Source organism: Lysinibacillus sp. FSL K6-0075 (genome assembly GCF_038592945.1).
GTDB classification, from domain to species: Bacteria; Bacillota; Bacilli; order Bacillales_A; family Planococcaceae; genus Lysinibacillus; species Lysinibacillus fusiformis_F.
Window position 1 is genome coordinate 4,183,588 of sequence record NZ_CP151947.1, and the last position, 25,205, is coordinate 4,208,792.

At 41.1% G+C, this 25,205-nt stretch carries 19 protein-coding genes, 16 tRNA genes and 3 rRNA genes; 3 read left to right on the forward strand and 35 right to left on the reverse strand.

The window, feature by feature from the left end; genetic code table 11:
* Positions 1 to 101 precede the first annotated feature (101 nt).
* From MHB65_RS20870 to MHB65_RS20965, 20 genes are all read right to left on the reverse strand, one after another.
* Positions 102 to 182, reverse strand: a tRNA-Leu gene (locus MHB65_RS20870).
* A 47-nt stretch (positions 183 to 229) separates the two neighbouring features.
* Positions 230 to 303: transfer RNA gene (locus tag MHB65_RS20875), tRNA-Cys, on the reverse strand.
* Between the two features lie 8 nt (positions 304 to 311).
* Positions 312 to 386 (reverse strand) — tRNA-Gly (locus MHB65_RS20880).
* Positions 387 to 392: 6 nt separating this feature from the next.
* Positions 393 to 467 (reverse strand) — tRNA-Gln (locus MHB65_RS20885).
* Positions 468 to 486: 19 nt separating this feature from the next.
* Positions 487 to 562 (reverse strand) — tRNA-His (locus tag MHB65_RS20890).
* A 39-nt stretch (positions 563 to 601) separates the two neighbouring features.
* Positions 602 to 677: transfer RNA gene (locus MHB65_RS20895), tRNA-His, on the reverse strand.
* 13 nt (positions 678 to 690) lie between these two features.
* Positions 691 to 764: transfer RNA gene (locus MHB65_RS20900), tRNA-Trp, on the reverse strand.
* Positions 765 to 777: 13 nt separating this feature from the next.
* Positions 778 to 861, reverse strand: a tRNA-Tyr gene (locus MHB65_RS20905).
* A 9-nt stretch (positions 862 to 870) separates the two neighbouring features.
* Positions 871 to 946 (reverse strand) — tRNA-Thr (locus MHB65_RS20910).
* A 12-nt stretch (positions 947 to 958) separates the two neighbouring features.
* Positions 959 to 1,031 (reverse strand) — tRNA-Phe (locus tag MHB65_RS20915).
* A gap of 16 nt (positions 1,032 to 1,047) precedes the next feature.
* Positions 1,048 to 1,123 (reverse strand) — tRNA-Asp (locus MHB65_RS20920).
* Positions 1,124 to 1,126: 3 nt separating this feature from the next.
* A tRNA-Met gene (locus MHB65_RS20925) sits at positions 1,127 to 1,201 on the reverse strand.
* A 29-nt stretch (positions 1,202 to 1,230) separates the two neighbouring features.
* Positions 1,231 to 1,306, reverse strand: a tRNA-Val gene (locus MHB65_RS20930).
* A gap of 15 nt (positions 1,307 to 1,321) precedes the next feature.
* Positions 1,322 to 1,396: transfer RNA gene (locus MHB65_RS20935), tRNA-Glu, on the reverse strand.
* Positions 1,397 to 1,420: 24 nt separating this feature from the next.
* Positions 1,421 to 1,512, reverse strand: a tRNA-Ser gene (locus MHB65_RS20940).
* Between the two features lie 5 nt (positions 1,513 to 1,517).
* Positions 1,518 to 1,594: transfer RNA gene (locus tag MHB65_RS20945), tRNA-Asn, on the reverse strand.
* A 16-nt stretch (positions 1,595 to 1,610) separates the two neighbouring features.
* Positions 1,611 to 1,726 (reverse strand): 5S ribosomal RNA (gene rrf / locus MHB65_RS20950).
* Positions 1,727 to 1,836: 110 nt separating this feature from the next.
* Positions 1,837 to 4,764: ribosomal RNA gene (locus tag MHB65_RS20955) — 23S ribosomal RNA — on the reverse strand.
* A 180-nt stretch (positions 4,765 to 4,944) separates the two neighbouring features.
* Positions 4,945 to 6,496 (reverse strand): 16S ribosomal RNA (locus MHB65_RS20960).
* The 16S, 23S and 5S rRNA genes sit together here with 16 tRNA genes alongside, the layout of an rRNA operon.
* Positions 6,497 to 6,850: 354 nt before the next feature.
* A complete protein-coding gene (locus MHB65_RS20965) occupies positions 6,851 to 7,735 on the reverse strand; it encodes a nucleotidyltransferase-like protein (RefSeq protein ID WP_205445579.1) in 885 nt (294 codons plus the stop codon).
* 149 nt (positions 7,736 to 7,884) lie between these two features.
* On the opposite strand from MHB65_RS20965, the gene MHB65_RS20970 reads away from it, so the two are divergent.
* Positions 7,885 to 8,238: a YgzB family protein gene (locus MHB65_RS20970; RefSeq protein WP_036077010.1), complete on the forward strand. Its 354-nt coding sequence runs from the start codon at positions 7,885 to 7,887 to the stop codon at positions 8,236 to 8,238.
* 23 nt (positions 8,239 to 8,261) lie between these two features.
* Here MHB65_RS20970 and perR read toward each other — a convergent pair whose 3' ends face one another.
* From perR to bcp, 3 genes are all read right to left on the reverse strand, one after another.
* Positions 8,262 to 8,705 carry a Fur family transcriptional regulator gene (perR, locus tag MHB65_RS20975; RefSeq protein WP_205445582.1) on the reverse strand — a complete coding sequence of 148 codons (444 nt, stop codon included), beginning with the start codon at positions 8,703 to 8,705 and terminating at the stop codon, positions 8,262 to 8,264.
* 120 nt (positions 8,706 to 8,825) lie between these two features.
* Complete coding sequence (locus MHB65_RS20980) at positions 8,826 to 9,770, reverse strand: D-2-hydroxyacid dehydrogenase (RefSeq protein WP_205445584.1); 945 nt, start codon at positions 9,768 to 9,770, stop codon at positions 8,826 to 8,828.
* Positions 9,767 to 10,243, reverse strand: a complete 477-nt coding sequence (gene bcp, locus MHB65_RS20985) for a thioredoxin-dependent thiol peroxidase (protein WP_205445586.1) — start codon at positions 10,241 to 10,243, stop codon at positions 9,767 to 9,769. Before bcp ends, MHB65_RS20980 begins: the two co-directional genes overlap by 4 nt.
* Before the next feature lie 129 nt (positions 10,244 to 10,372).
* On the opposite strand from bcp, the gene MHB65_RS20990 reads away from it, so the two are divergent.
* Both MHB65_RS20990 and MHB65_RS20995 read left to right on the forward strand, forming a co-directional pair.
* The gene (locus tag MHB65_RS20990; RefSeq protein ID WP_205445588.1) at positions 10,373 to 11,659 is read left to right on the forward strand and encodes a glutamate-1-semialdehyde 2,1-aminomutase; all 1,287 of its coding nucleotides are present in this window, start codon (positions 10,373 to 10,375) and stop codon (positions 11,657 to 11,659) included.
* Positions 11,660 to 11,794: 135 nt separating this feature from the next.
* The gene (locus MHB65_RS20995; protein ID WP_205445590.1) at positions 11,795 to 12,883 is read left to right on the forward strand and encodes an aromatic acid exporter family protein; all 1,089 of its coding nucleotides are present in this window, start codon (positions 11,795 to 11,797) and stop codon (positions 12,881 to 12,883) included.
* A gap of 130 nt (positions 12,884 to 13,013) precedes the next feature.
* Here the strand turns inward: MHB65_RS20995 and MHB65_RS21000 are convergent, their stop codons facing one another.
* From MHB65_RS21000 to MHB65_RS21055, 12 genes are all read right to left on the reverse strand, one after another.
* On the reverse strand, positions 13,014 to 14,048 hold the full coding sequence (locus tag MHB65_RS21000) for a toxic anion resistance protein (protein ID WP_342441603.1): 1,035 nt from the start codon (positions 14,046 to 14,048) through the stop codon (positions 13,014 to 13,016).
* 22 nt (positions 14,049 to 14,070) lie between these two features.
* Positions 14,071 to 15,702: a YceG family protein gene (locus MHB65_RS21005; RefSeq protein WP_342441604.1), complete on the reverse strand. Its 1,632-nt coding sequence runs from the start codon at positions 15,700 to 15,702 to the stop codon at positions 14,071 to 14,073.
* A 97-nt stretch (positions 15,703 to 15,799) separates the two neighbouring features.
* Positions 15,800 to 16,615, reverse strand: coding sequence for an HAD family hydrolase (locus MHB65_RS21010; RefSeq protein ID WP_342441605.1), 816 nt, complete (start codon positions 16,613 to 16,615; stop codon positions 15,800 to 15,802).
* Between the two features lie 8 nt (positions 16,616 to 16,623).
* Positions 16,624 to 17,724, reverse strand: coding sequence for a cysteine protease StiP family protein (locus MHB65_RS21015; RefSeq protein ID WP_342441606.1), 1,101 nt, complete (start codon positions 17,722 to 17,724; stop codon positions 16,624 to 16,626).
* Positions 17,721 to 19,082, reverse strand: coding sequence for a phosphoribosyltransferase family protein (locus MHB65_RS21020; RefSeq protein ID WP_342441607.1), 1,362 nt, complete (start codon positions 19,080 to 19,082; stop codon positions 17,721 to 17,723). The genes MHB65_RS21015 and MHB65_RS21020 overlap by 4 nt, the downstream gene beginning before the upstream one ends.
* On the reverse strand, positions 19,063 to 20,256 hold the full coding sequence (locus MHB65_RS21025) for an HpcH/HpaI aldolase/citrate lyase family protein (RefSeq protein ID WP_342441608.1): 1,194 nt from the start codon (positions 20,254 to 20,256) through the stop codon (positions 19,063 to 19,065). The genes MHB65_RS21020 and MHB65_RS21025 overlap by 20 nt, the downstream gene beginning before the upstream one ends.
* Positions 20,257 to 20,339: 83 nt before the next feature.
* Entirely contained in the window at positions 20,340 to 21,086 is a 747-nt protein-coding gene (locus MHB65_RS21030; RefSeq protein WP_342441609.1) for a hypothetical protein, read from the reverse strand.
* 35 nt (positions 21,087 to 21,121) lie between these two features.
* Positions 21,122 to 21,697 (reverse strand): TerD family protein, encoded by a 576-nt coding sequence (locus MHB65_RS21035; protein ID WP_016994007.1) that lies wholly within the window; start codon positions 21,695 to 21,697, stop codon positions 21,122 to 21,124.
* 33 nt (positions 21,698 to 21,730) lie between these two features.
* The gene (locus MHB65_RS21040; RefSeq protein ID WP_048394760.1) at positions 21,731 to 22,312 is read right to left on the reverse strand and encodes a TerD family protein; all 582 of its coding nucleotides are present in this window, start codon (positions 22,310 to 22,312) and stop codon (positions 21,731 to 21,733) included.
* Positions 22,313 to 22,342: 30 nt separating this feature from the next.
* Complete coding sequence (locus tag MHB65_RS21045) at positions 22,343 to 22,960, reverse strand: TerD family protein (protein WP_205445599.1); 618 nt, start codon at positions 22,958 to 22,960, stop codon at positions 22,343 to 22,345.
* A gap of 286 nt (positions 22,961 to 23,246) precedes the next feature.
* On the reverse strand, positions 23,247 to 24,143 hold the full coding sequence (gene nikC / locus MHB65_RS21050) for a nickel transporter permease (RefSeq protein ID WP_205445601.1): 897 nt from the start codon (positions 24,141 to 24,143) through the stop codon (positions 23,247 to 23,249).
* A 12-nt stretch (positions 24,144 to 24,155) separates the two neighbouring features.
* Complete coding sequence (locus MHB65_RS21055; RefSeq protein ID WP_205445602.1) at positions 24,156 to 25,160, reverse strand: ABC transporter permease; 1,005 nt, start codon at positions 25,158 to 25,160, stop codon at positions 24,156 to 24,158.
* Between the last annotated feature and the right edge of the window lie 45 nt (positions 25,161 to 25,205).

Genomic DNA, 25,205 nt, shown 5'->3' on the forward strand with positions numbered 1-25,205 from the left:
ACACTACTTGAATTGATTTTGTAGTGTAAAGGAACACAAAAAAGACTCCACACAATTAAGTGTGAAGCCTTGATACGTAGCATTCTATTGCTAGTTTTAGATACCGGTGGTCGGGGTCGAACCGACACTCCAAAGGAACACGATTTTGAGTCGTGCGCGTCTGCCAATTCCGCCACACCGGCATAATGGCGATAAAAAAAATCGGATAAACCGATTAGCAGTTAAAATATGGAGGCGGCAACCGGATTTGAACCGGTGATAAAGGTGTTGCAGACCTGTGCCTTACCACTTGGCTATGCCGCCATCATACTTGGAGCGGAAGACGAGGTTCGAACTCGCGACCCCCACCTTGGCAAGGTGGTGTTCTACCACTGAACTACTTCCGCAAAAAATGGCTGGGGTACCTGGATTCGAACCAGGGCATGACGGAATCAAAATCCGTTGCCTTACCGCTTGGCTATACCCCAAAAGATAATTAGATAAAAATGGGGCGACTGATGGGAATCGAACCCACGAATGCCTGAACCACAATCAGGTGCGTTAACCACTTCGCCACAACCGCCATAATTACTATTTGGTATTATTCTAATTTAAAATTAAATGGGGCGACTGATGGGAATCGAACCCACGAATGCCTGAACCACAATCAGGTGCGTTAACCACTTCGCCACAACCGCCATAAAATTAAATTGGCAGGGGCAGTAGGAATCGAACCCACATCAAAGGTTTTGGAGACCTCTATTCTACCGTTAAACTATGCCCCTATTAGATTAAAACTGGTGGAGGGGGACGGATTCGAACCGCCGAACCCTAAGGAGCGGATTTACAGTCCGCCGCGTTTAGCCACTTCGCTACCCCTCCGGGAATACATGGTGCCGGCGATAGGAGTCGAACCCACGACCTACTGATTACAAGTCAGTTGCTCTACCAACTGAGCTACACCGGCAAAAAAACATGATGGGTCAGGACGGAATCGAACCGCCGACACTTAGAGCTTCAATCTAATGCTCTACCAACTGAGCTACTGACCCATGTTATTAAAATAAATGGCGGTCCCGACCGGGATCGAACCGGCGATCTCCTGCGTGACAGGCAGGCATGTTAACCGCTACACCACGGGACCATTTGGTTGCGGGGGCCGGATTTGAACCAACGACCTTCGGGTTATGAGCCCGACGAGCTACCACTGCTCCACCCCGCGATAATGATATATACTATTGTAAAAAATAATGGTGGAGGATGACGGGCTCGAACCGCCGACCCTCTGCTTGTAAGGCAGATGCTCTCCCAGCTGAGCTAATCCTCCATCTGGGTATTTAAATGGTGACCCCTACGGGATTCGAACCCGTGTTACCGCCGTGAAAGGGCGGTGTCTTAACCACTTGACCAAGGGGCCAACTATTGGAACAAATCAAAGTGCTGGCGGAGAGTAAGGGATTTGAACCCTTGAGACAGTGTTAACCGCCTACACGATTTCCAATCGTGCTCCTTCGGCCACTCGGACAACTCTCCAAGAATGGCTCCGAAGGCAGGACTCGAACCTGCGACAACCTGATTAACAGTCAGGTGCTACTACCAACTGAGCTACTTCGGAATAATTTTAGTATATAGCCTAGCGACGTCCTACTCTCACAGGGGGAAGCCCCCAACTACCATCGGCGCTAAAGAGCTTAACTTCCGTGTTCGGTATGGGAACGGGTGTGACCTCTTTGCCATCATCACTAGACTATTTGAAAGACAATACTTATTATAACATATCTTATAAAAATTACAAGTATATTATAATATTTTATTCTTTCAAAACTGGATAAACGTGCATTGAATGTTTCAAACGTTTTGGTTAAGTCCTCGATCGATTAGTATTCGTCAGCTCCATGTGTCACCACACTTCCACCTCGAACCTATCTACCTCATCGTCTTTGAGGGATCTTACTTACTTGCGTAATGGGAAATCTCATCTTGAGGGGGGCTTCATGCTTAGATGCTTTCAGCACTTATCCCGTCCACACATAGCTACCCAGCGATGCCTTTGGCAAGACAACTGGTACACCAGCGGTGTGTCCATCCCGGTCCTCTCGTACTAAGGACAGCTCCTCTCAAATTTCCTACGCCCACGACGGATAGGGACCGAACTGTCTCACGACGTTCTGAACCCAGCTCGCGTACCGCTTTAATGGGCGAACAGCCCAACCCTTGGGACCGACTACAGCCCCAGGATGCGATGAGCCGACATCGAGGTGCCAAACCTCCCCGTCGATGTGGACTCTTGGGGGAGATAAGCCTGTTATCCCCGGGGTAGCTTTTATCCGTTGAGCGATGGCCCTTCCATGCGGAACCACCGGATCACTAAGCCCGTCTTTCGACCCTGCTCGACTTGTAGGTCTCGCAGTCAAGCTCCCTTGTGCCTTTACACTCTACGAATGATTTCCAACCATTCTGAGGGAACCTTTGGGCGCCTCCGTTACCTTTTAGGAGGCGACCGCCCCAGTCAAACTGTCCGCCTGACACTGTCTCCTGCCCCGCTAAGGGGCATGGGTTAGAATTTCAATACAACCAGGGTAGTATCCCACCGACGCCTCCTTCGAAGCTGGCGCTCCGAGATCTCTGGCTCCTACCTATCCTGTACAAGTTGTACCAAAATTCAATATCAGGCTACAGTAAAGCTCCACGGGGTCTTTCCGTCCTGTCGCGGGTAACCTGCATCTTCACAGGTACTATAATTTCACCGAGTCTCTCGTTGAGACAGTGCCCAGATCGTTACGCCTTTCGTGCGGGTCGGAACTTACCCGACAAGGAATTTCGCTACCTTAGGACCGTTATAGTTACGGCCGCCGTTTACTGGGGCTTCAATTCGCAGCTTCGCTTGCGCTAACCACTCCTCTTAACCTTCCAGCACCGGGCAGGCGTCAGCCCCTATACGTCACCTTACGGTTTTGCAGAGACCTGTGTTTTTGCTAAACAGTCGCCTGGGCCTATTCACTGCGGCTCTCATGCGCTTGCACGCTCAAGAGCACCCCTTCTCCCGAAGTTACGGGGTCATTTTGCCGAGTTCCTTAACGAGAGTTCTCTCGCACACCTTAGGATTCTCTCCTCGACTACCTGTGTCGGTTTGCGGTACGGGCACCTCTCACCTCGATAGAGGCTTTTCTTGGCAGTGTGAAATCAGGAACTTCGTCCATACGGACTCGCCATCACAGCTCAACGTTACAGTGTGCGGATTTGCCTACACACACGCCTTACTGCTTGGACGCGCATATCCAACAGCGCGCTTACCCTATCCTACTGCGTCCCCCCATTTCTCAAACGGTGAGGAGGTGGTACAGGAATATCAACCTGTTGTCCATCGCCTACGCCTATCGGCCTCGGCTTAGGTCCCGACTAACCCTGAGCGGACGAGCCTTCCTCAGGAAACCTTAGTCATACGGTGGACGGGATTCTCACCCGTCTTTCGCTACTCATACCGGCATTCTCACTTCTAAGCGCTCCACCAGTCCTTCCGGTCTGACTTCAACGCACTTAGAACGCTCTCCTACCACTGACATCGTAGATGTCAATCCACAGCTTCGGTGAATCGTTTAGCCCCGATACATTTTCGGCGCAGCGTCACTCGACCAGTGAGCTATTACGCACTCTTTAAATGATGGCTGCTTCTAAGCCAACATCCTGGTTGTCTGTGCAACGCCACATCCTTTTCCACTTAACGATTACTTTGGGACCTTAGCTGGTGGTCTGGGCTGTTTCCCTTTTGACTACGGATCTTATCACTCGCAGTCTGACTCCCGTGTATAAATATCTGGCATTCGGAGTTTGTCTGAATTCGGTAAACCGGGATGGCCCCCTAGTCCAAACAGTGCTCTACCTCCAGTATTCTCATCACGAGGCTAGCCCTAAAGCTATTTCGGAGAGAACCAGCTATCTCCAAGTTCGATTGGAATTTCTCCGCTACCCACACCTCATCCCCGCACTTTTCAACGTGCGTGGGTTCGGGCCTCCAGTAAGTGTTACCTCACCTTCACCCTGGACATGGGTAGATCACCTGGTTTCGGGTCTACGACCACGTACTATTTCGCCCTATTCAGACTCGCTTTCGCTGCGGCTCCGCCTTCTAAAGCTTAACCTCGCACGTAATCGTAACTCGCCGGTTCATTCTACAAAAGGCACGCTATCACCCATTAACGGGCTCTAACTACTTGTAGGCACACGGTTTCAGGATCTCTTTCACTCCCCTTCCGGGGTGCTTTTCACCTTTCCCTCACGGTACTGGTTCACTATCGGTCACTAGGTAGTATTTAGCCTTGGGAGATGGTCCTCCCGGATTCCGACGGAATTTCACGTGTTCCGCCGTACTCAGGATCCACTCAGGAGAGAACGAACTTTCAACTACAGGGCTTTTACCTGCTCTGGCGGACCTTTCCAAGTCGCTTCATCTAACTCGCTCTTTTGTAACTCCGTATTGAGTGTCCTACAACCCCAAGAGGCAAGCCTCTTGGTTTGGGCTCTTCCCGTTTCGCTCGCCGCTACTCAGGGAATCGATTTTTCTTTCTCTTCCTCCAGGTACTTAGATGTTTCAGTTCCCTGGGTCTGCCTTCAAGACGCTATGTATTCACGTCAAGATACTACGCGATTAAACGTAGTGGGTTCCCCCATTCGGAAATCTCCGGATCAAAGCTCACTTACAGCTCCCCGAAGCATATCGGTGTTAGTGCCGTCCTTCTTCGGCTCCTAGTGCCAAGGCATTCGCCGTGCGCCCTTAATAACTTAACCAAGTTATTAAGCCTATAAAAAACTTAAAAAATAAATGTGTTTGTTACAATTTCAATGTCGTTTTATCCAGTTTTCAAAGAACAAGTTTTGAAGCATTTCATTCAGAAGAATGAACCTTCAAAACTGAACGCAAAACGTAATCTTACAAACCCAAGGTTTGTATTCCGAAATAATCCTTAGAAAGGAGGTGATCCAGCCGCACCTTCCGATACGGCTACCTTGTTACGACTTCACCCCAATCATCTATCCCACCTTCGGCGGCTGGCTCCAAAAGGTTACCTCACCGACTTCGGGTGTTACAAACTCTCGTGGTGTGACGGGCGGTGTGTACAAGGCCCGGGAACGTATTCACCGCGGCATGCTGATCCGCGATTACTAGCGATTCCGGCTTCATGTAGGCGAGTTGCAGCCTACAATCCGAACTGAGAACGACTTTATCGGATTAGCTCCCTCTCGCGAGTTGGCAACCGTTTGTATCGTCCATTGTAGCACGTGTGTAGCCCAGGTCATAAGGGGCATGATGATTTGACGTCATCCCCACCTTCCTCCGGTTTGTCACCGGCAGTCACCTTAGAGTGCCCAACTAAATGATGGCAACTAAGATCAAGGGTTGCGCTCGTTGCGGGACTTAACCCAACATCTCACGACACGAGCTGACGACAACCATGCACCACCTGTCACCGTTGCCCCCGAAGGGGAAACTATATCTCTACAGTGGTCAACGGGATGTCAAGACCTGGTAAGGTTCTTCGCGTTGCTTCGAATTAAACCACATGCTCCACCGCTTGTGCGGGCCCCCGTCAATTCCTTTGAGTTTCAGTCTTGCGACCGTACTCCCCAGGCGGAGTGCTTAATGCGTTAGCTGCAGCACTAAGGGGCGGAAACCCCCTAACACTTAGCACTCATCGTTTACGGCGTGGACTACCAGGGTATCTAATCCTGTTTGCTCCCCACGCTTTCGCGCCTCAGTGTCAGTTACAGACCAGATAGTCGCCTTCGCCACTGGTGTTCCTCCAAATCTCTACGCATTTCACCGCTACACTTGGAATTCCACTATCCTCTTCTGCACTCAAGTCTCCCAGTTTCCAATGACCCTCCACGGTTGAGCCGTGGGCTTTCACATCAGACTTAAGAAACCACCTGCGCGCGCTTTACGCCCAATAATTCCGGACAACGCTTGCCACCTACGTATTACCGCGGCTGCTGGCACGTAGTTAGCCGTGGCTTTCTAATAAGGTACCGTCAAGGTACAGCCAGTTACTACTGTACTTGTTCTTCCCTTACAACAGAGTTTTACGAACCGAAATCCTTCTTCACTCACGCGGCGTTGCTCCATCAGGCTTTCGCCCATTGTGGAAGATTCCCTACTGCTGCCTCCCGTAGGAGTCTGGGCCGTGTCTCAGTCCCAGTGTGGCCGATCACCCTCTCAGGTCGGCTACGCATCGTCGCCTTGGTGAGCCGTTACCTCACCAACTAGCTAATGCGCCGCGGGCCCATCCTATAGCGACAGCCGAAACCGTCTTTCAGTGTTTCACCATGAGGTGAAACAAATTATTCGGTATTAGCCCCGGTTTCCCGGAGTTATCCCAAACTATAGGGTAGGTTGCCCACGTGTTACTCACCCGTCCGCCGCTAACGTCGAAGGAGCAAGCTCCTTCTCTGTTCGCTCGACTTGCATGTATTAGGCACGCCGCCAGCGTTCGTCCTGAGCCAGGATCAAACTCTCCATAAAAGAAATTTGATTAGCTCAAATTGTTTTGCTGGCATCAATTTTGATGTCCAAAATTTTTGTTTCGTTCACTAACCGAAGCTAGCTACTTAAAACTTTATTGATTACGTTTTGCTTGTTCAGTTTTCAAGGTTCATTGTTTAAGTCGTTTTTTTCAGCGACTCCTTTATATTAACATCTCATTCAAAACATGTCAACAACTTTTTTAAAAAGTTTTTTGTGTTTCTTTCTGAGTTGTTCGTTATGTCTTAGCGACAATTAATATAATACAATACTAAAATACCATCCGTCAACTACTTTTCTAAAAAAAATATCGAGGTATTTTTAAATACCTCGATTACAAGCATACTACAGTCATTACCCCATTTCTAGAGCATCTTTATTTACCTTGTAATGACGGTGAAATATTCTATCATTTTTCGCAGCAATTGGTTCTATTTGAATATAGCCTTTATCCACTAAATACTCAACAAACACTTCTAGATCTACTGAGTAATTTACGAGCTCATGATGGTCATGCAGTTCTTGAATGGTCCACATTTCTTTTGTTTGCATAACTTCTAATATATGCTGTGCTCCATCTCGTGTACGAGAGTGAATTAAAAACTCACTTGCTAAAAACAACAATTCTAAGCGCTTTTCTATTGGTTCATTACTTGTCACTAGCTCTTCATACAGCTTATAGATAGCCGGCTCAATTTTTTTCACTTGTGCCCAAACAGTTACTTCCGGATACAGGCCACTATCGATAATAGATAAACGGCCTAGATGATGTAGAGAATCAACAACGTGATTATAAGCATCTAAGTAACTTCCTTTATCGAAGTATTCTTTCCCTTCCAAATAGCGCCGAATTAACTTTGAAAATTGAATACCTGTTTTAATTTTACGGCCGCTATACGGAAATTCCTGCAATTCTATTTTTAATTTATGCAGAAACTCATTCCGATCAAATAGTACTCTACCGAAGAATATCCAATCGACGACCTTCCTATTTGAACCGATGAGTAACCATTTGCGAATTAATTTCTCCGTAACAGTATGTAGAGCGATTTTATTTCCTTCATATAAGTAATGTTTTGAAAAGACTGGTTGCTCTGCTTCTTTTACGATAATGAGTAAAACTGTATCAAATGTATCTGTAACGTTACTTTGTTCTTCACGCTTTTCCACTAAAATTACGCCTAATGTATTCGACTGACTCGCACGTTCTTGATATATTGGACGCAGTACTTGCTCCATGTTCAGCCCCCCTTTATTCATATAGGTTCTTTTGTTCCGTTAAAAATTCGACATACTCTAAAAGTATTCCTTCTTTCATTCAGTTCAAAGCTAAAATACTTTGCCCTTATATGTTATAGTAGATTTTAGATTGGGAGGCAAGATGAAATATGAAACCTTATAAAAGTAAAATTAATAAAATACGTTCATTCGCATTAGCACTAATCTTTTTTGGTTTTATTGTCATGTACGGAGGCATTTTCTTTAAAAATAGCCCGATATTAGTTTTAATTTTCATGTCTTTAGGTGTTCTTTGTATTATCGGTAGTACAGTTGTATATGCTTGGATCGGATTACTATCAACAAGAGCTGTTCAAGTTGAGTGTCCTAATTGCCATAAACATACAAAGGTTTTAGGCCGAGTAGATATGTGCATGTACTGCAATGAGCCATTAACACTTGATCCTACTCTAGAAGGTAAAGAGTTTGATCAATCCTATAATAATAAAACAAAAAAATCCTAGCCCTTTTTTAAGAGCTAGGATTTTTATTGTACTTTTGCAGTAGCTGCTTTACATGATGGACAAGTGCCGTATATCTCTAAACGATGCGAATGCACATCAAAGCCTGTTACCTGTGATGCAAAATGCTCTATTTCGTCGAGTCCAGGATAATGGAAATCGACGATCTTACCACAGCATTCACAAATCATATGGTAATGATCGTTTGTCACGAAATCAAAGCGACTTGAAGCATCCCCGTAAGTTAGCTCTTTCACAAGACCTACTTCACGAAATACACGCAGGTTGTTATAAACAGTCGCTACACTCATATTAGGGAACTTGCCCTCAAGTGCTTTATAAATTTCATCGGCAGTAGGATGTGCCATTGATTGAATTAGATATTCCAAAATAGCATGACGCTGAGGAGTAATACGTACACCAGTTGTTTTCAACGTGTCCAGTGCATCTTGTAAATGCGTTGCAGACATCGTCATGCACCTCTTCCATAAGTATTATTAATTTATAATTGTTATAAATAGTGTATCCAATTCGTACTACTTCGTCAACAATCACACATTGCTTATTCTCAATAAATCAATGGTTATTCCTTAATATCCTCTTGATAAATCCATAACATTTTCTAAATCAGTGTCACCCTTTAGCCATTTTATTAGGCTTGGCTTGAAAATTTCTAAGCTGCGCTCAACATAACGAGAAGAATGACTTGATACATGAGGTGATACTATGACATTTGGTAATGTCCATAATGGATTGTCAGATGACAGAGGTTCCTCTTCAAATACATCTAAAACTGCGTGTCCTATTTGCTTTGTTTCAATCGCTTGAATGAGCACCTTTTCATCAACTAAATTACCTCGACCAAAATTCATGAAAATCGCACTATTTTTCATTGCAGCAAAATGCGCTTCTTTTAATAAATGGGTCGTTTCTTTTGTTTTTGGTAGCACAGAAATAACAATATCCGCATTAGGTAGCGCTTCTTTTAAATGGGCAAAGCTAATCATCGTATCCATATAAGCCGCTTCTTTTCCAGAGCGGTTACAGCCAATCGTCTTCACGCCAAAAGCTTGCAATAAACGCCCAACTTCCGAACCAATGGCACCTGGTCCCAAAATAAGTGCCGTACTATCTCGTAATTCCGTTTGCTGCGCTTTTTTCGACCATTCACCTTTCTTTTGCTGCTCATACACCCAAGGCAAAGCTCGTTTAATCGCTAAAATATGGGCGAGCATCGACTCAGCCATAGGTGTTTTATGAATGCCACGAACATTTGAGACTAGAATCCCACGTTCGATAATAGCCTGAGCTGGCATTTTTTCTATACCCGCCGATGCAACGAAAATCCATTTTAACTTTGTCGCATATTGTATACTTTCTTCTGTTAAATCTTCACCATATGTAACTAATACATCCGCTTGTTGAAGCTCTTCATTTGATAAGCCCTTTTCGAAGATAAATTCAACCTGTGGAAATTCTGCTAATAATGGCTCTCGTAAATCTGGTCTAGGTTCAAATGTAAAATAGATTCTCATTGTGCTGCCTCCTGTTCTGCTAAATATGTGTAAACTTCTTCAATATGATTTTTTACTCGAACTTTACGCCAAGCTTTTACAAGCTTACCCTCCGTATCAATTAAAAACGTTGAACGCTCTATGCCCATATATTCACGTCCATACATTTTCTTTAAAACCCATACATCATATGCTTCAGCAATTGCATGATCCTCATCAACTAATAATGAAAATGGTAAACCATGCTTATCAATAAATTTTGTATGTTTGTTTGCATTATCTGGGCTAACACCAAGAACAACAGCATTTAAATGACTGAAGTCCTCAAACTTATCGCGAAAATCACATGCCTCTGTCGTGCAGCCTGGTGTCATATCCTTTGGATAAAAGTATAAAATAACATTCTTTCCTTTAAAATCAGCTAAATGCACCATCTCGCCCTTTTCATTCATTAGAGAAAAATCCGGCGCCTTTTGTCCTTCTAGTAAAGTCATACAATCTCCTCCTCTGTAGGTTCTATTTTACTCTAAGTAACAAATCAAGTCATATCTCTTAATTTCTTTGGATTTCTTACAGCGATAGGTCTACAATAGATTACGTATAAAAAGTTAGGAGGCAATTCTATGAATCATGCAAAATCTGAAGCAATACATGCAGAGGCATTACAGCATATTGTTGGTGGTGTAAACAGCCCTTCTCGTTCATATAAAGCAGTAGGTGGCGGTTCTCCTGTAGCTATGGCTCGAGGAAAAGGCGCTTATTTTTGGGATGTAGACGGCAATCGTTATATCGACTATCTAGCAGCATATGGACCAATCGTTACTGGTCATGGCCATCCTCATATTGCAAAAGCAATAACGCATGCAGCTGAAAATGGTACATTGTTTGGGACGCCGACTGAATATGAAGTTACTTTCGCAAAAATGTTAAAGGAAGCCATTCCTTCAATGGATAAAGTACGTTTTAACAACTCTGGTACAGAGGCTGTTATGACAACGATTCGTGTGGCACGTGCCTATACAGGGCGTACAAAAATCATGAAATTTGCTGGTTGCTACCACGGTCACTTCGATTTAGTATTAGTAGCTGCAGGATCAGGTCCAGCAACATTAGGAACACCAGACTCAGCAGGTGTGACAACTTCGACTGCTGAAGAAGTTATTACTGTACCTTTTAATAATCCTGAAGCCTTTACAGAAGCCATGAATAAATGGGGCGAAGAGATTGCAGCTATTTTAATCGAGCCAATTGTAGGAAACTTTGGTATTGTTGAACCGCATCCTGGCTTCCTTGAATTAGTACACGCTACTGCAAAAGAAAAAGGGGCCTTAACAATTTACGATGAAGTCATCACGGCCTTCCGATTCCACTATGGTGGCGCTCAAAATTTACTTGGCCTCACACCTGATTTAACTGCACTTGGTAAAGTTATTGGTGGTGGTTTACCAATCGGTGCATATGGCGGACGTAAAGAGATTATGGATACTGTTGCCCCACTCGGTCCAGCCTACCAAGCGGGTACGATGGCTGGAAATCCCGCATCTATGCAAGCGGGTATTGCCTGCCTAGAAGTGCTACAAACACCAGGCATTTACGAGGAAATGGATAGATTGGGTGGAATTTTAGAAGAAGGCATTTTAGCTGCTGCTAAAAAACATGACGTAACCATCACGTTAAATCGTCTCAAAGGGGCGCTGACTATTTACTTTACAGACGTGAAAGTAGAAAACTATGAGCAAGCTGAAAACTCTGACGGTGAAATATTCGGACGCTTCTTTAAACTTATGCTTGAACAAGGCATTAATCTAGCTCCTTCTAAATATGAAGCATGGTTCTTAACAACTGAGCATACAGAAGCAGACATTCAGGAAACAATTAAAGCAGTAGATACTGCGTTTTCACAATTGTAATCATGACAATAAAAAGGCGACTTGCTAGTAGAAGTCGCCTTTTTATTATTCATCCGTGCAAATCTATGTATTTTATGAGCACTTCCTTCTATAATGTAAAGAAGCTAAAAAATATTAGACAGAAAGGACATCTTTATGAAATTAGGTGCCCGTGTATTTAAAACTGGTGTAGCTATCGTATTTGCATTATTTATAGCAGAGTTGTTAAAACTGCCTTCACCTGTTTTTGCTGGAATTGCAGCCATTTTTGCTATTCAGCCTTCTATTTATCGTTCTTATCAAACCATTGTAGAGCAAGTACAAGCGAATATTATAGGTGCGACAATTGCCGTCATTTTCGGCTTACTTTTTGGCCATCATGTTGTTGCCATTGGTATAGCCGTCATAATAGCTATTGGTTTAATGTTGAAGTTTAAACTTGAAAAATCACTTTCGCTAGCGTTGGTATCAGTCGTAGCTATTATGGAATTTCAAGGGGATGACTTTTTAACGTTTGGTTTGATACGCTTTGTTACGATATTAGTTGGGGTATTAGCAGCATTTGTTGTTAACCTTGTGTTCTTACCACCAAAATATGAGATAAAACTATTTCGCAAAATTTATATTTTACAAGATGATATTATTCGTTGGACACGACTGGCTGTACGTCAAGCTTCTGAGCATACATCCACAAAGACAGCATTAAGTAAGTTTAAGAACCGTATGTTACGAGTGGATACGCTGTATGATTTATATAAGGAAGAGCGTAATTACTTTAAAAATAAAAAATATGTGAAAGCACGCAAACTAGTAGTCTATCGACAAATGATTTTAACTTCCAAGAAAAGCTTGGAATTGCTACAGCGTTTGCATAATCACGAAAACGAATTAGCTCAGCTCCCTACACAATTTCACTTAATGATTCAGGAGAGACTTGATTCCTTGCTAACGTACCACGAACAATTGCTGTTAAAATATACAGGGAAATTAAAACCTGAGCATTCCGAGTGGAGCAAAAGCATCGACTATGTCCAACGTAATGAATTAATGGAAATTTTCATTAAACAAGTCAACTTTGCTCGTGAAGAGGGCGATACGGAGTTTTCTAGCTATCACCTACTCTATATTTTATCGCGTATTTTAGATTATGAGGAAAACCTAGAACATCTAGATACACTCATCGTGTCCTACCAAAGCTATCATGGACATGAAATCAATGTAGAATTTGAAGAAGAATTCATTTAGCTAGCATTTTATGGCAACAGATTACCTTGATTCAGGGGGGCTTTTGAACACCCATTGAATGAAGATCACTCTGTTGCTTTTTTTATACAAAAAAAACCTCCAAGTAGTGCTCTACTTAGAGGAATAGAAGCTAATGACGCAATGTTAACAGCTGTTGCTCTGCTTGCTGGCGTTTGACCGTTTGCTCATCACGTAATTGCTGATAATTGGCAATACCTGAAACAATAGTATCCCACATTTCTTCAAGAGTCTGCGTTGTGCTTGATTGTTGAGCCATGGCAGTACTTAGTTGCACTGCTTCATTGCTGGCTCCTCCAAATTGCTTCATACGGTTTTCAAACGCTGATGCAGATTGACTTTGTAATTGTTGACGCCTGTCATTCACTGCATTTATTAACCCCATTTTAAAAACAGGTATGGTCTTAACAAAAGCACCATTAATCTGTTCAATTAATTCACGATTGCCATTTCGTAGCATCTCGATTTGAGGGGCTGTTATAATCGCCACCATACGCGATTTATCTAACTCATCTATTTTTTGCTGGAGCAACTCTGCAATTGCTTGCAAACGATTTAGCTCCATTTTCGCCAGCTGATTACCTGTGTCGCTCTGTTTTTCATACATCGGAATCAATGTTGTTTGGACCTCATGTAGTTTCATATCAGTTGCTACGATATACTTTTCTAGTTCAAGGTAGTACATTAGGTCTTCTTGATATAAGCGTGCAAGTACTCGATTATCCTTTGCTAATTCCTCTTCCATCAGCACAAATTGATAATGGATTTTCTCAATGTCTCTACCCAGTCCATTGTATTTCGTAAATAGATCGCCATCATTTTTAGTCTTACGTGCAAATAGCTTTTTAAAAAAGCCCTTTTGTTCAGCAAAATCTTGTTTGTCGAATGTCTGCATAAGTGCTTCAAGTTGCTTAAATAATTCATTTGATTCGAAAGTTGTTGACTGGGTGATGATTGCTAAAATTTGATCGGCAAATGTAGCTAATTTTGTTGCTGGCTCTTTTCCCAATGCCAATAGCTCTATCTGATTTTTTATATTGATTTGATTGGCAATTTGCTGTACCTCTGCATGGTCCCGTAGCTGTTCTTTGACGGCTTCTGCTGTTTCTAGTGTCAGCTGCTCCAGCGTCAACGAGTTATTTGACATTCGTGTCGCCTCCTTCCTATCATCAGAAAAAACGATTAAAGAGTTTTTTTATGATTTTGTCGGGTGCTTTTTTTTGCTGCTTTGGTTCTTCATAGTGCAAGTCAAATAGCATATGTTCTAATCGGTGTACATCATAACTATCCTCTTGCAAATGCTTTTCTAAATCTAGTTGACCTGTCGGATTGTAAAAAACAATGTCCATACCAAATCGATTTAAAAAGGCCAATAACGCCATATCCTCACGTGATAAAGCTGGTTGTTGAGGTGCTTGGTATAATACCAGCTTCGGTACCTCTTGGGAATAATCAAAGCTTTGTAGTAATCGTAGAATCTCCTGTGGAATCATCGTCATTTGTTTAAATAAAAATAACTGTAAATCATATAAGGTCTCATTTGGTTGTTGTTTCAGCATGGGCTGCTCACAGGAAGTTTTTATCGTGTGGGCAATCGCACGCTGTAGCTCCAATGTTAACTCACCATATTGCCACCAATCACTTTGCATAATACGCTCTACTGACAGCTCTCCATTCACTAGGCAATGCTTATAGTGAAAGTGGAAATTGGCTCTGCTCGTTGCTGCATAAGGGAATTTCTGGACAAAAACAGTTTGCGGATTTGCTAATAACTGATGCATATAATGCCAGTATTCTTCACGTTGGCTCGAAACCCCACTAATTTTTGCAAATATGACTGGAATGGCAATCTCATCCCCAACCACTTCAAACTGTGGTCGAACCAAAGCTTTCTCTTTTGCATAAATAAAAATATCATCATATGTCATCCGTAATGTTAAGGAACGCGGCATAAAATCTTTAAACTGCCAAGGCTTATAGACACCTGATTGCTGATCATGCATTAATTGTTCAAAATGCTGACTAGAACGATATCCGACCGTTGCCTGCCGGTCACGCAACTTATCAGGGAATGGCTGTAAAGTTGTTTGATTGGTATATGCGTAAGTGATGGAGAATGTATCATTAGGATCAATCTCTGCCAATTCATCTATTTTAGTTGGATGAAAAATCAATACATCACAGCCAAGCTCCATTAATAGTAATAAAAAATAGCGCTGACTAAGAGTTGCTTCCCCGTACCAAACAACTTTAGGAAAATCATCTGTTGGTTTCATGGATTTTGTCCATAGAATCCAATGGTTTTTTAGCCATTTCACCATATCAATTAAAAAACGGCGAAAGTCATTTGCTAGTAAACCTAACGATTGCTGTTTTTGAAAGAGCTCTACTACTTTAATGGTTGCTAACTGTAAATGGCGATTCATTACACTGTCATCATGCTTAGGAATTAATTGATAACCATACATCATTGCCACTAAACGATTAATAGATAGTCCTTGTGGTGTTTGTTGATGCTGCGAAAGGATCGTTTGTATTGCTTGAAAGTCTTTTGGTTCAATATGTTTATTTAATTCCTCACTTAAAATATGGATGTTAGCGTTTTGTGACAATGTAAATAATGAATTGAAATAATCATCTTCTTCGATTGGTACGCCTAATACACGAACAGCAATTCTACTAAAGCTCACTTGTTGCTCTGTTATTTCATAAAATGCACGATCCTTTGGTGAATCTTGAAACGCCTGTAGCCAATCATCAGGATGACGCTCCAACACTGATTTAATTGTGATTGTTTGCATACAAACGCACCTCCTAAAAATCATCCTCAGCCTATGCTGAAGCATTCATTTGTCATTGAATGCCTCTACCTAATGACAACGAAAAATATTTGAACATCTATACGACCGTTTGTTGTGAAGCCATTTGTAAAACCGTTTCCAATAGGTCTTTTGTAAATGCTTCACCATTGTGAGGCGAGTAAGTTGTATTTTGTAAAACTTTTGGCTGTTTATCCTTTAAATCTCCATGATTTGGTGTATAAGCTAAATCAGCCATTGCAAGCATTCCATAATCCATAATAGAATCACCTGCTGCGATATGCACATCATATGTACAGAACTCTTTTATATATTCTATGGCCGCTTCCTTTGTCAGTACCTTAGGCATAAAATATAATTTTTTACCTTGTAGAAGCACATACCAACCATGAACATCGAACTCTTGAATCATTGCTTGTAATTCATCGGAAGGTAAAATTTCAATATCCACATGATGTACGTAAAAAAGATCATCTATATACAAAGAGCGTTGTAGCCATGTATCAGATTTAACCCTATCAAATAGCTTTAGCATATCCTTACGAGGGATCGAAGAATCTTCAATACGTCTAGATAATGTTTGCGTCCATTTTTCATATGGCTGACCCTTTTCTACTATTGTACCCCCATTGCTTGTAATTGCAAAAGCAGGGCATAAATCATGAATAAAATGGATTCTCTTATATTGATGCAATGCTCTTGTCGTAACAGGTACAAATAATGTTTGTTGGTGTACCTGTTGCAATAGGGGTGCTGTTGCCTGTGTCATCATACTCATTGCTTTTTCAGCCTTGTGTTCAACGACCATTGTCTCTGTAGCGGGCGGAAACATCTCCATCATGCGTTTAGAATAAATAAGTGTTCGATCTAAGTCAGATGTAAATAGTATCATCATATTCTCCTCTATAATTCTTTGATTAAACCACAACATGCATAGGACATATTTGAATATTCTTCAACCAATACATTTTTTTCCTGCGCTAGTAATAAAATATGTTTCAATTCATGCATGTACTGTGGATTAATTAAAATCTTCCAAGGTATCCTTCGCAACAAAACTCTTGTTGTTTCACCAACACCAGGCTTAATGAAATGAATATTATCAATACCAAAATCTCGTTGAATTGTTTGCACGGACTTCATGCCCTCCCAAGTAATCGGAGAGGTGTCTTCCTCTTGAATTTGTTGCACGATTGTATTCTGCACTTGTTCAAAACATGTGACGATACGTTCTATGTACAGCTTGGAGACATCTACGGCCTCTAATTCTTTATAGTATTTTGCACCATGAAAGTCGTTCGCATCCATAAACTGCAAATTTAACACCGTTCTACTCACCAATCCAGATACAGTCGAATTTAAACAAGCAGATGGTATTAAAAAATCCTCACGAGTTCCATAAATAGCGGCACAATGTCCCGGATCAGCCAAAACAGCTAAATCAGCACTTAACTGTTTTTGATATTGTAAATTAAACTTTTGGCAGGATTGGATTAATTCATTGGTAATTGCCCCTTTTCCTGTCCAACCATCAATAAATTGAAGACATCCTAGAGGGTGCTGAGTCAAAATATAACGAATCGCCGTTTCATCAAACCCGCGACCACGCAGTATAGAAATGGAGTAATGAGGGACATTCACACGATAACGCATGGATATATACCGTTTGATTAAAATGCCAATAGGTGTACCTGCACGAGCTAAACTCACAAGAATTAAATTTTCTAACCCTCTAGTCTCAATGATTTGTTCTGCTACCACTCCAACGGCGATTGCTATTCTTTCTGCATGAGCATCTAGCGCTTTATAAAAAAGATTCATGTAGGTATTAGATGGTTGTTTCTCCACTGGCAGCATTTCAGAATAATGGATGCCTGATTGAATGAGCTGTTCACGTTTTTCATTATCCATTTCAAGAAATGCACTTCCAATATCACGCAATAAAAAAATAACGTCCTCTGGTGCATAACTCCCCATTTTATCTGGCTGCAAAGTCGATATCATCGCTCTACCTCCAATTCATCCATACTAATCACATATACTTTTGCATTAGTGGCTTCTTGTAATGCCTTTACCACACGAGCAACTACCTCTTCACTTGCTATACGTTCCACAATGAAGAAAAGTTCCGTGTAGGACAGGCTTTGTAGATTATATAAATAATTAGTAACCCCGTTATTCTCTGGACTCTCAAAGGCTATTTTTTCGGTAATCGTATATCCTAAATCGTCTGTACAATAGATTGGACTTCGAGTAGTTGATTGAAAATAAACATTATTTCCTAAATAAGAGGCAATTTGCATAGGAACATACATGAACTCACCCGTGCCAATAACAAGCGCTGGACCATTTGTTCTTAGCTCTTGTAATTGCTTAGCGATAGCTTGTAACGATTTCTTTTGTGCAACATGCTGGTTTGACGTGAGCAAAAACCTCCCTGTCGCTACTAGATAAGGCTGATTATTTACTAAACCATTCTCAGCGACAGATCGATAGAATTTTCGATCAACAGGCACTTGAATTGGCCATAGTGCCATGTCCTCTGTAGCCTGTGTTCGTAAATTTGGCTGCGTGCTTGTTAAGCTTGGAATACCTGAACAGCTAAAATTCCCGCACATAATGGAGATGAATTCGATAGAGATATCCCATTGTACTTCTAATTGCTTAAAGATTGATTGCTGCTGTTCAGAACGCCAATCTAAAATAGATAGTACCGCATATTGTTTCACTAAAGGAAACTTCTGTCTTAATGTCTCAATAATATTAATGACCGTATTTCCAGTAGTAATCTCATCATCTATTAACACAATGCGCTTAGCTTGCAGTAAAAATTCTGGCTCCTCCGTATAAATTCTATGGCTTGTCGCATGTGAATGTTCCTCCTCGAACGTAATAAACGGTTCAAAGTCAGGAAGCACTTCCCTTGTTGTGTGGATATACATAGCATTCGAATGGAAGGCATTAAATACTGCATGACCAAGTGCTGTAGCCGTCTCCGCAAACCCAATAAACAATGTCTCTTCCGTTAACTCTATGGTTCCTTCTACGGATTTTTGTACTTCATCCAAATTTGCTCCGTCTTTTAAAGCTTTTACGACAGCTGACAAAGCCATCTCCTTTTGTCCAATAAGTTGCTGCTGATACAGCATAGCTAGAAGAGTTCCTGTCAGTAAGGGGATTTGCGGATGCACAGCCAAATGTTTGCCTAGAACCGTGCTTACAAACAAAAATTGTCTCTTCTTATTAATCCGAGCTGCCATTCTAAACAGATCGGTTAGCGCAAAATTATGCGGATTGTAGGTAATTTCAATATCAATTGAATAATTCGGTAAAATGCTTAATTTACTCATTTGTTGTTGCATACACACTACCACCTATTTCAGACTGTAATAAAAGTGAGGCAAAATCGACAGATTCATGATAAACACCATAGACATGAGCCTGTTTTAATATTCGCTGTGCCCATCTCATATGTGGCTTGATTTCATTCATCTTATTGGCATAGTGACTTTTCATAACACCTTTACGTCCATCATTATTTTCTATAATACTTAGGGCATCTAGATATTCCTCATACGAAATGGCATAGAGAGCATGCACAACACGAATATGGCTCGGATGAATAATTGTTTTTCCCACTATGCCATTTTGTTTATCCATTAAAACTTCTTTCATTAATCCATCTAAACAATCATCTAACAACGCTTTCCTTGCATCGAGAGCACCTTTCTCACTAAATGGCGTCACTCTTAATGCGGGCTTTAATACACGCTGATTATTAAAATACTCCCACACAGGCCCCGATATAATAAACCCATCTTCCTCACGACCTAAGACATTGACAATATCTGCGATACAATCTCGAATCACACTAATATCATAAATGGTGGAGTCCATACGGCGACGAATTCCGTAAATACCACAGAAATCCGTGGCACCAATTCGTACATTTAATACACGGGCTCTGTAATGATGTAGAACTTCTTTAATGCCTAATAATGCTTCCATACGAGATTCCTTATATAGTACCTCACGACTCTCTAAAATCGGCATACCATATAAAATCAAATCATTTTCTAAAATGGTTTGTTCAAGCAACTCAAAATACCGGGCACCCTGTTCTGCAGTAAACTTCGGAAAGACATAGCCTGTTAATATTTCCTGCTTTTTCCCTAAAGCAGTCGTTAACTTTTGAAATTGCTCAACATGTCGTACTCGAATAAAAAGTAATGGGAGCTCCTGAAGCAATAGCTGTTTTTGCTGATAGAGTGCATATAATTCACTAATATCCTCGATCAACTTAGCTTCACAATCTACTAACTCTGAATCCCCTACTGCATCCTCCAAATCAATGACGAGTGATGTGAGTTCCTTATATTTTTGTGACCGGATCAAACTCACAATCGTAGGCATGGAAGCGGGCATATACAAAGTCGCACCTAAGGCATACGACAAAATATCTGGCGATTCCCACTTAGTAAATGGCTGTGGCTTCTTATAAAATATCGTCTCTGCTTCTGTTGCAAAGTGTTGCATCTAATCCTCTCCCCAATAACTATGCCTTTTGTGAAAAAAGCACTGTATCAGCCTGTTCCACACAGACCAATACAGTGCCTTGTTTACACTGCTGTTTTCTTATTCAACTTGTGAACAACAAATGTTAATAAGAATGCAGCAATTAAAATAATAAAGAAGATTTCATGTGAAAGATGGTAGCCAAAAATACTAGCAAACATTTTCAGTACAATAATGGCAATTAAAATATAGGCAGTCGTTTCAAGCTCTGGTATTCGTTCGATTAATGATAGGAATACACCAGCGATGGTACGCATCATGATAATACCTAAAATGCCTCCTAATAATAGAACCCATACTTGATCTGAGATCGCAAATGCCGCCAAAATAGAGTCTACTGAAAAGGCAATATCCATTAATTCAACTGAAATAACAGTCGCCCAAAAAGTACCAAAGACACGAACCATCCAACCCGTCTTTTTAAACTCGTGTGCTTCTCCTTCATCAGTGCTTTTATTTTTAAAGTGCAGTATGACTAACCACATTAAATAAGTCGCTCCAATTACTTTAACAATAGAGAATTTTACGAGATATACACCAATACCGATGAAGAGAAATCGGAAAAAATAAGCCCCAAACATCCCATACATTAATGCTTTTCTTCGCTGACGTTGCGGTAAATGCTTAACAAGCACCGCTAAAACTAGCGCATTGTCTGCAGACAATAGGCCCTCCATAATAATCAACGAAAAAATAAGGCCCCATGATACTGGATCTGTTAAAACCTGTCCCCACATCTGCCAGTTAAAAAACTGTGCATATGTATTTAATATCTCGTTTATTACATCCACACAAAATCCTCCGTCATGTACCTATATCCTACTAGTTACTGTAGTCCATATGCATTGATTAATGCAGCTAGACCACCCTGGTAACCTGAGCCTACTGCAGCAAATTTCCACTCACCATTATGACGGTACAGTTCACAAAATACTACGGCTGTTTCAATACTGAAGTCTTCTCCTAAATCGTAACGCAATACCTCTGATCCCGACTCTTCGTTCGTCAATCGAACATAGGCATTTAAGACTTGTCCAAAGTTTTGATGACGCCCCTCTGCATCGTAAATTGTTACCGTCACAACAATTTTTTCAATTTGAGGTGATACTTGCTTTAAGTTGACAAGAATTTTTTCATCATCCCCATCTCCTGCACCTGTACGATTATCACCCGTATGGACAACAGATTGGTCTGGGCTCGCTAAATTATTATAGAAGATAAAGTCCTGTTCATTACGACATTTTCCTGAAGCATCTAGTAAAAATACAGATGCATCCAGGTCAAAGTCTTGTCCACCATCAAATTGCTTTACATCCCAGCCTAACCCAATGCCAATGCTATTTAAGCCTGGATCTTGCTTGGTTAAATCGATACGTTGCCCTTTACTTAATTGTATAGCCATTCAAAATCTCCCTTTCTGTTCAAAGATGAAATTTTAATTTACACTTAAGCCATAATCATTACATAAAGCAGCTAAACCACCTTGGTAGCCAGCGCCAATCGCATTAAATTTCCATTCCCCATTATGACGGTATAATTCCCCTACAACAATAGCTGTTTCAATACTGAAATCCTCACCTAAATCATAGCGAATAATTTCTTCGTTGGAAGCAGCATTCATAATACGAATATAGGCATTAGACACCATGCCAAAGTTCTGACTGCGAGACTCTGCATCATGGATTGTTACAGTGAAGGCTAGTCGCTGAACATGTGCAGGTACTTGAGTTAATGCCACTTTCACCACTTCATCGTCACCTTCGCCTACACCCGTTAAATTATCGCCTGAATGCTCAACTGAGCCATTACCACCTGTAGTATTGTTATAAAAAATAAAATCATTTTGATCTGCTACTTTGCCTGTATCAGCAAGTAAAAATACAGATGAGTCTAAGTCAAAATCATGACCACCATCATATTTATTTGTATCCCAGCCTAAACCTACCACAACATTTGTTAATCCTGGATTTGTTTTTGTTAAATCTACCTTTTGACCTTTTTGTAGTGAAATGCCCATAATTTTTATTCCTCCTATTTAGTCAATTATTTATTGATATCTTCGAACAACGTCGCCAAGCTTTATGTCATTTGTTCCCGTACCAACCGCAGCAAACTTCCATTCATTACTATGACGGTAAATTTCTCCACATACTAACGTCGTTAAATTCGAATAATTATCAGTTAAATTATAGCGAATTAGTTCACTTCCTGTCCTGTCATCATACACACGAATATATGCATTATGAATCATGCCGAAGTGTTGATTGCGACCTGCCGCATCATAAATGTTTACAACAAACACAAGCTTGTTATATTGCGTAGGTACAGATGATAGCTCAATTGTAATTACCTCATCATCACCATCGCCATCACCTGTTAAATTATCACCTGAGTGTCGAACAGAACCACAGCTACTTGTTAATTTCCCGAAATAAACAACATCGTCACCCGCTACAACCTTATCATCCTGTAACATTAATACCGAAGCATCACAGTCGATACTTCTGCCACTGCCACTATTTCTACTGGAAAATAAACCACCTAAAAAGCCGCCACTTTTCTCTTGACTTACAGGGTCCCACCCTAAACCTACTTTAATTTTATTTAAACCTGCGTTACCTTTTGTTAAATCAACTCTTTGTCCTTTTTGTAAATTAATCCCCAACTCTAACACCCTCCTCAAATATGTATTTCAAACGAAAGATTTTATGGTAAGCAATAATCTACTAAGCTAAAAGATTTCTACTTAAATTAAGTCTAAAATAACGTGACAAAAAATTCAATTAATGGCTCCGAAAAGGTGTTTTCACTTATTTTTGAAAGCGGTTCATACATTCTATATATCTTAGAACGTTTTTTCGTTAAAAATGTTCCTTTTATATCCATTTGTACGTTTCGCCAAAACAGCTGAAAAAACCTTCTAACTTGTAGAAGGCTATTGTTCCTATTTACTAACTTTTCATTTTTGGATCAAGTGCATCGCGTAGTCCATCACCCATTAGATTAAAGCCTAGAACGGTTAACATGATAGCTAGACCAGGGAAAATCATCGTCCATGGAGCATTTAATAAAAACTTCCGTGCATCCGCCAGCATTTTTCCCCATTCTGGTGCTGGTGCTTGTGCTCCTAATCCTAGGAAACCTAATGCCGCAGCTTCAATAATAGCTGTCGCAATCGCTAGTGTCCCCTGCACAATTATTGGAGTTATGGAATTTGGCAAAATATGAGAAAATAGAATTCGTGCATCACGCATGCCAATTGCTTTTGCTGCTACAATATATTCCTCTTCCTTGACGCTTAAAACTTTAGAGCGGATTAAGCGCCCAAAATTCGGTACGTTAATAATGGCAATGGCGATTAATGCATTTTGTAAAGATGGACCCAACACTGACACTACTGCAATCGCTAGTAGCATACTAGGGAAAGCTAGCATAATATCAAAAATACGCGAAATAATCGTATCAATCCATTTTCCATAATAGCCTGCAATGATGCCAAGTAAACTGCCAATTATGACGGATAAAATAACTGAGAAAAAGCCTACCCATAACGAAATCCTTGCACCATGAATGATTCTCGAAAAGATATCCCGTCCAAAATCATCCGTTCCAAACCAATGATCAGCGGATGGTGCCAGTAAACGCTTTGTTAAATTTTGTTCATTGATGCCCTGTGGTGCAATGTATGGACCAATGACAGCCAGTAAAATAAAAAATATAACAATTCCTGCTCCTACGAGGGATACTTTGCTCTTCTTAAAGCTACGCCAGCCTTCGAGCCATGGACCTACTGCCTTTTCTCGAACTGGTGCTGCTTCTTTTTTTATATCAATTGCTCCAGTCATCATTGCAACTCCCTTCTATTTGTATTTAATACGTGGATCGACTACTGTGTACAGTAAATCCACGATTAAGTTAATCATGATGAAAATAAATGCAACGATTAGAATACCTGATTGAATAACAGGATAATCCCTAAAGCCAATCGCATCATAAATATAACGACCAATTCCTGGCCAACTAAAAATCGTCTCTGTTAAAATGGCTCCACCTAGCAGTAATCCTGTTTGTAGACCAATTACCGTTAACACAGGGATAACCGCATTCTTTAATGCATGCTTATAAACAACAATAAACATTTTTTGGCCTTTTGCCCTTGCAGTTCGTACATAATCTGAGCGCATAACTTCCAGCATTGAAGACCTTGTGATTCTTGCGATGATAGCCATCGGAATCGTTGCAAGTGCTACTCCTGGTAATATTAATCGCTTTATGACTTCGACGAATTGATCAAAGCGACCTTGAATGAGCGTATCTAGTAAATAAAAATGGGTTATGGCGGTTATTGGATTTCGCACATCTTCTCGACCAGAGGTAGGCAGCCAACCAAGCTTACTACTAAATGTCCACTGCTCCATTAAGCCAAGCCAGAACACAGGTACAGAAACACCGATTAATGCTATAATCATCGCTGTATAATCAAACCATGAATTTTGGAACCATGCAGAAATAATGCCGGCATTCACACCAATAACGATCGCAATAATCATCGCAAATAGTGCAAGTTCGGCCGTTGCTGCTAAGTATGGAAAAATTTCTTCTGATACAGGTAGTTTCGTACGTAGGGAAACCCCTAAATCCCCCTGAAAAATACCTGCTAAGTAACTAAAATATTGTGTATACCACGGCTTATCTAATCCTAAACTTGCGTTTAACGCCTCGACCGCCTCTTTTGTCGCCTGTTGTCCTAAAATAACTTGTGCTGGATTTCCAGGAATTGCTCGTATCAACATAAAGACGATAAAAGTCATTCCAAGCAAAACTGGGATTAGTTGAAGTAAACGTCTCCCCATATAGTGAAGCATTTTCATCACCTCTCTATGATTTTCATAATCTACTTTGAAGTCTTT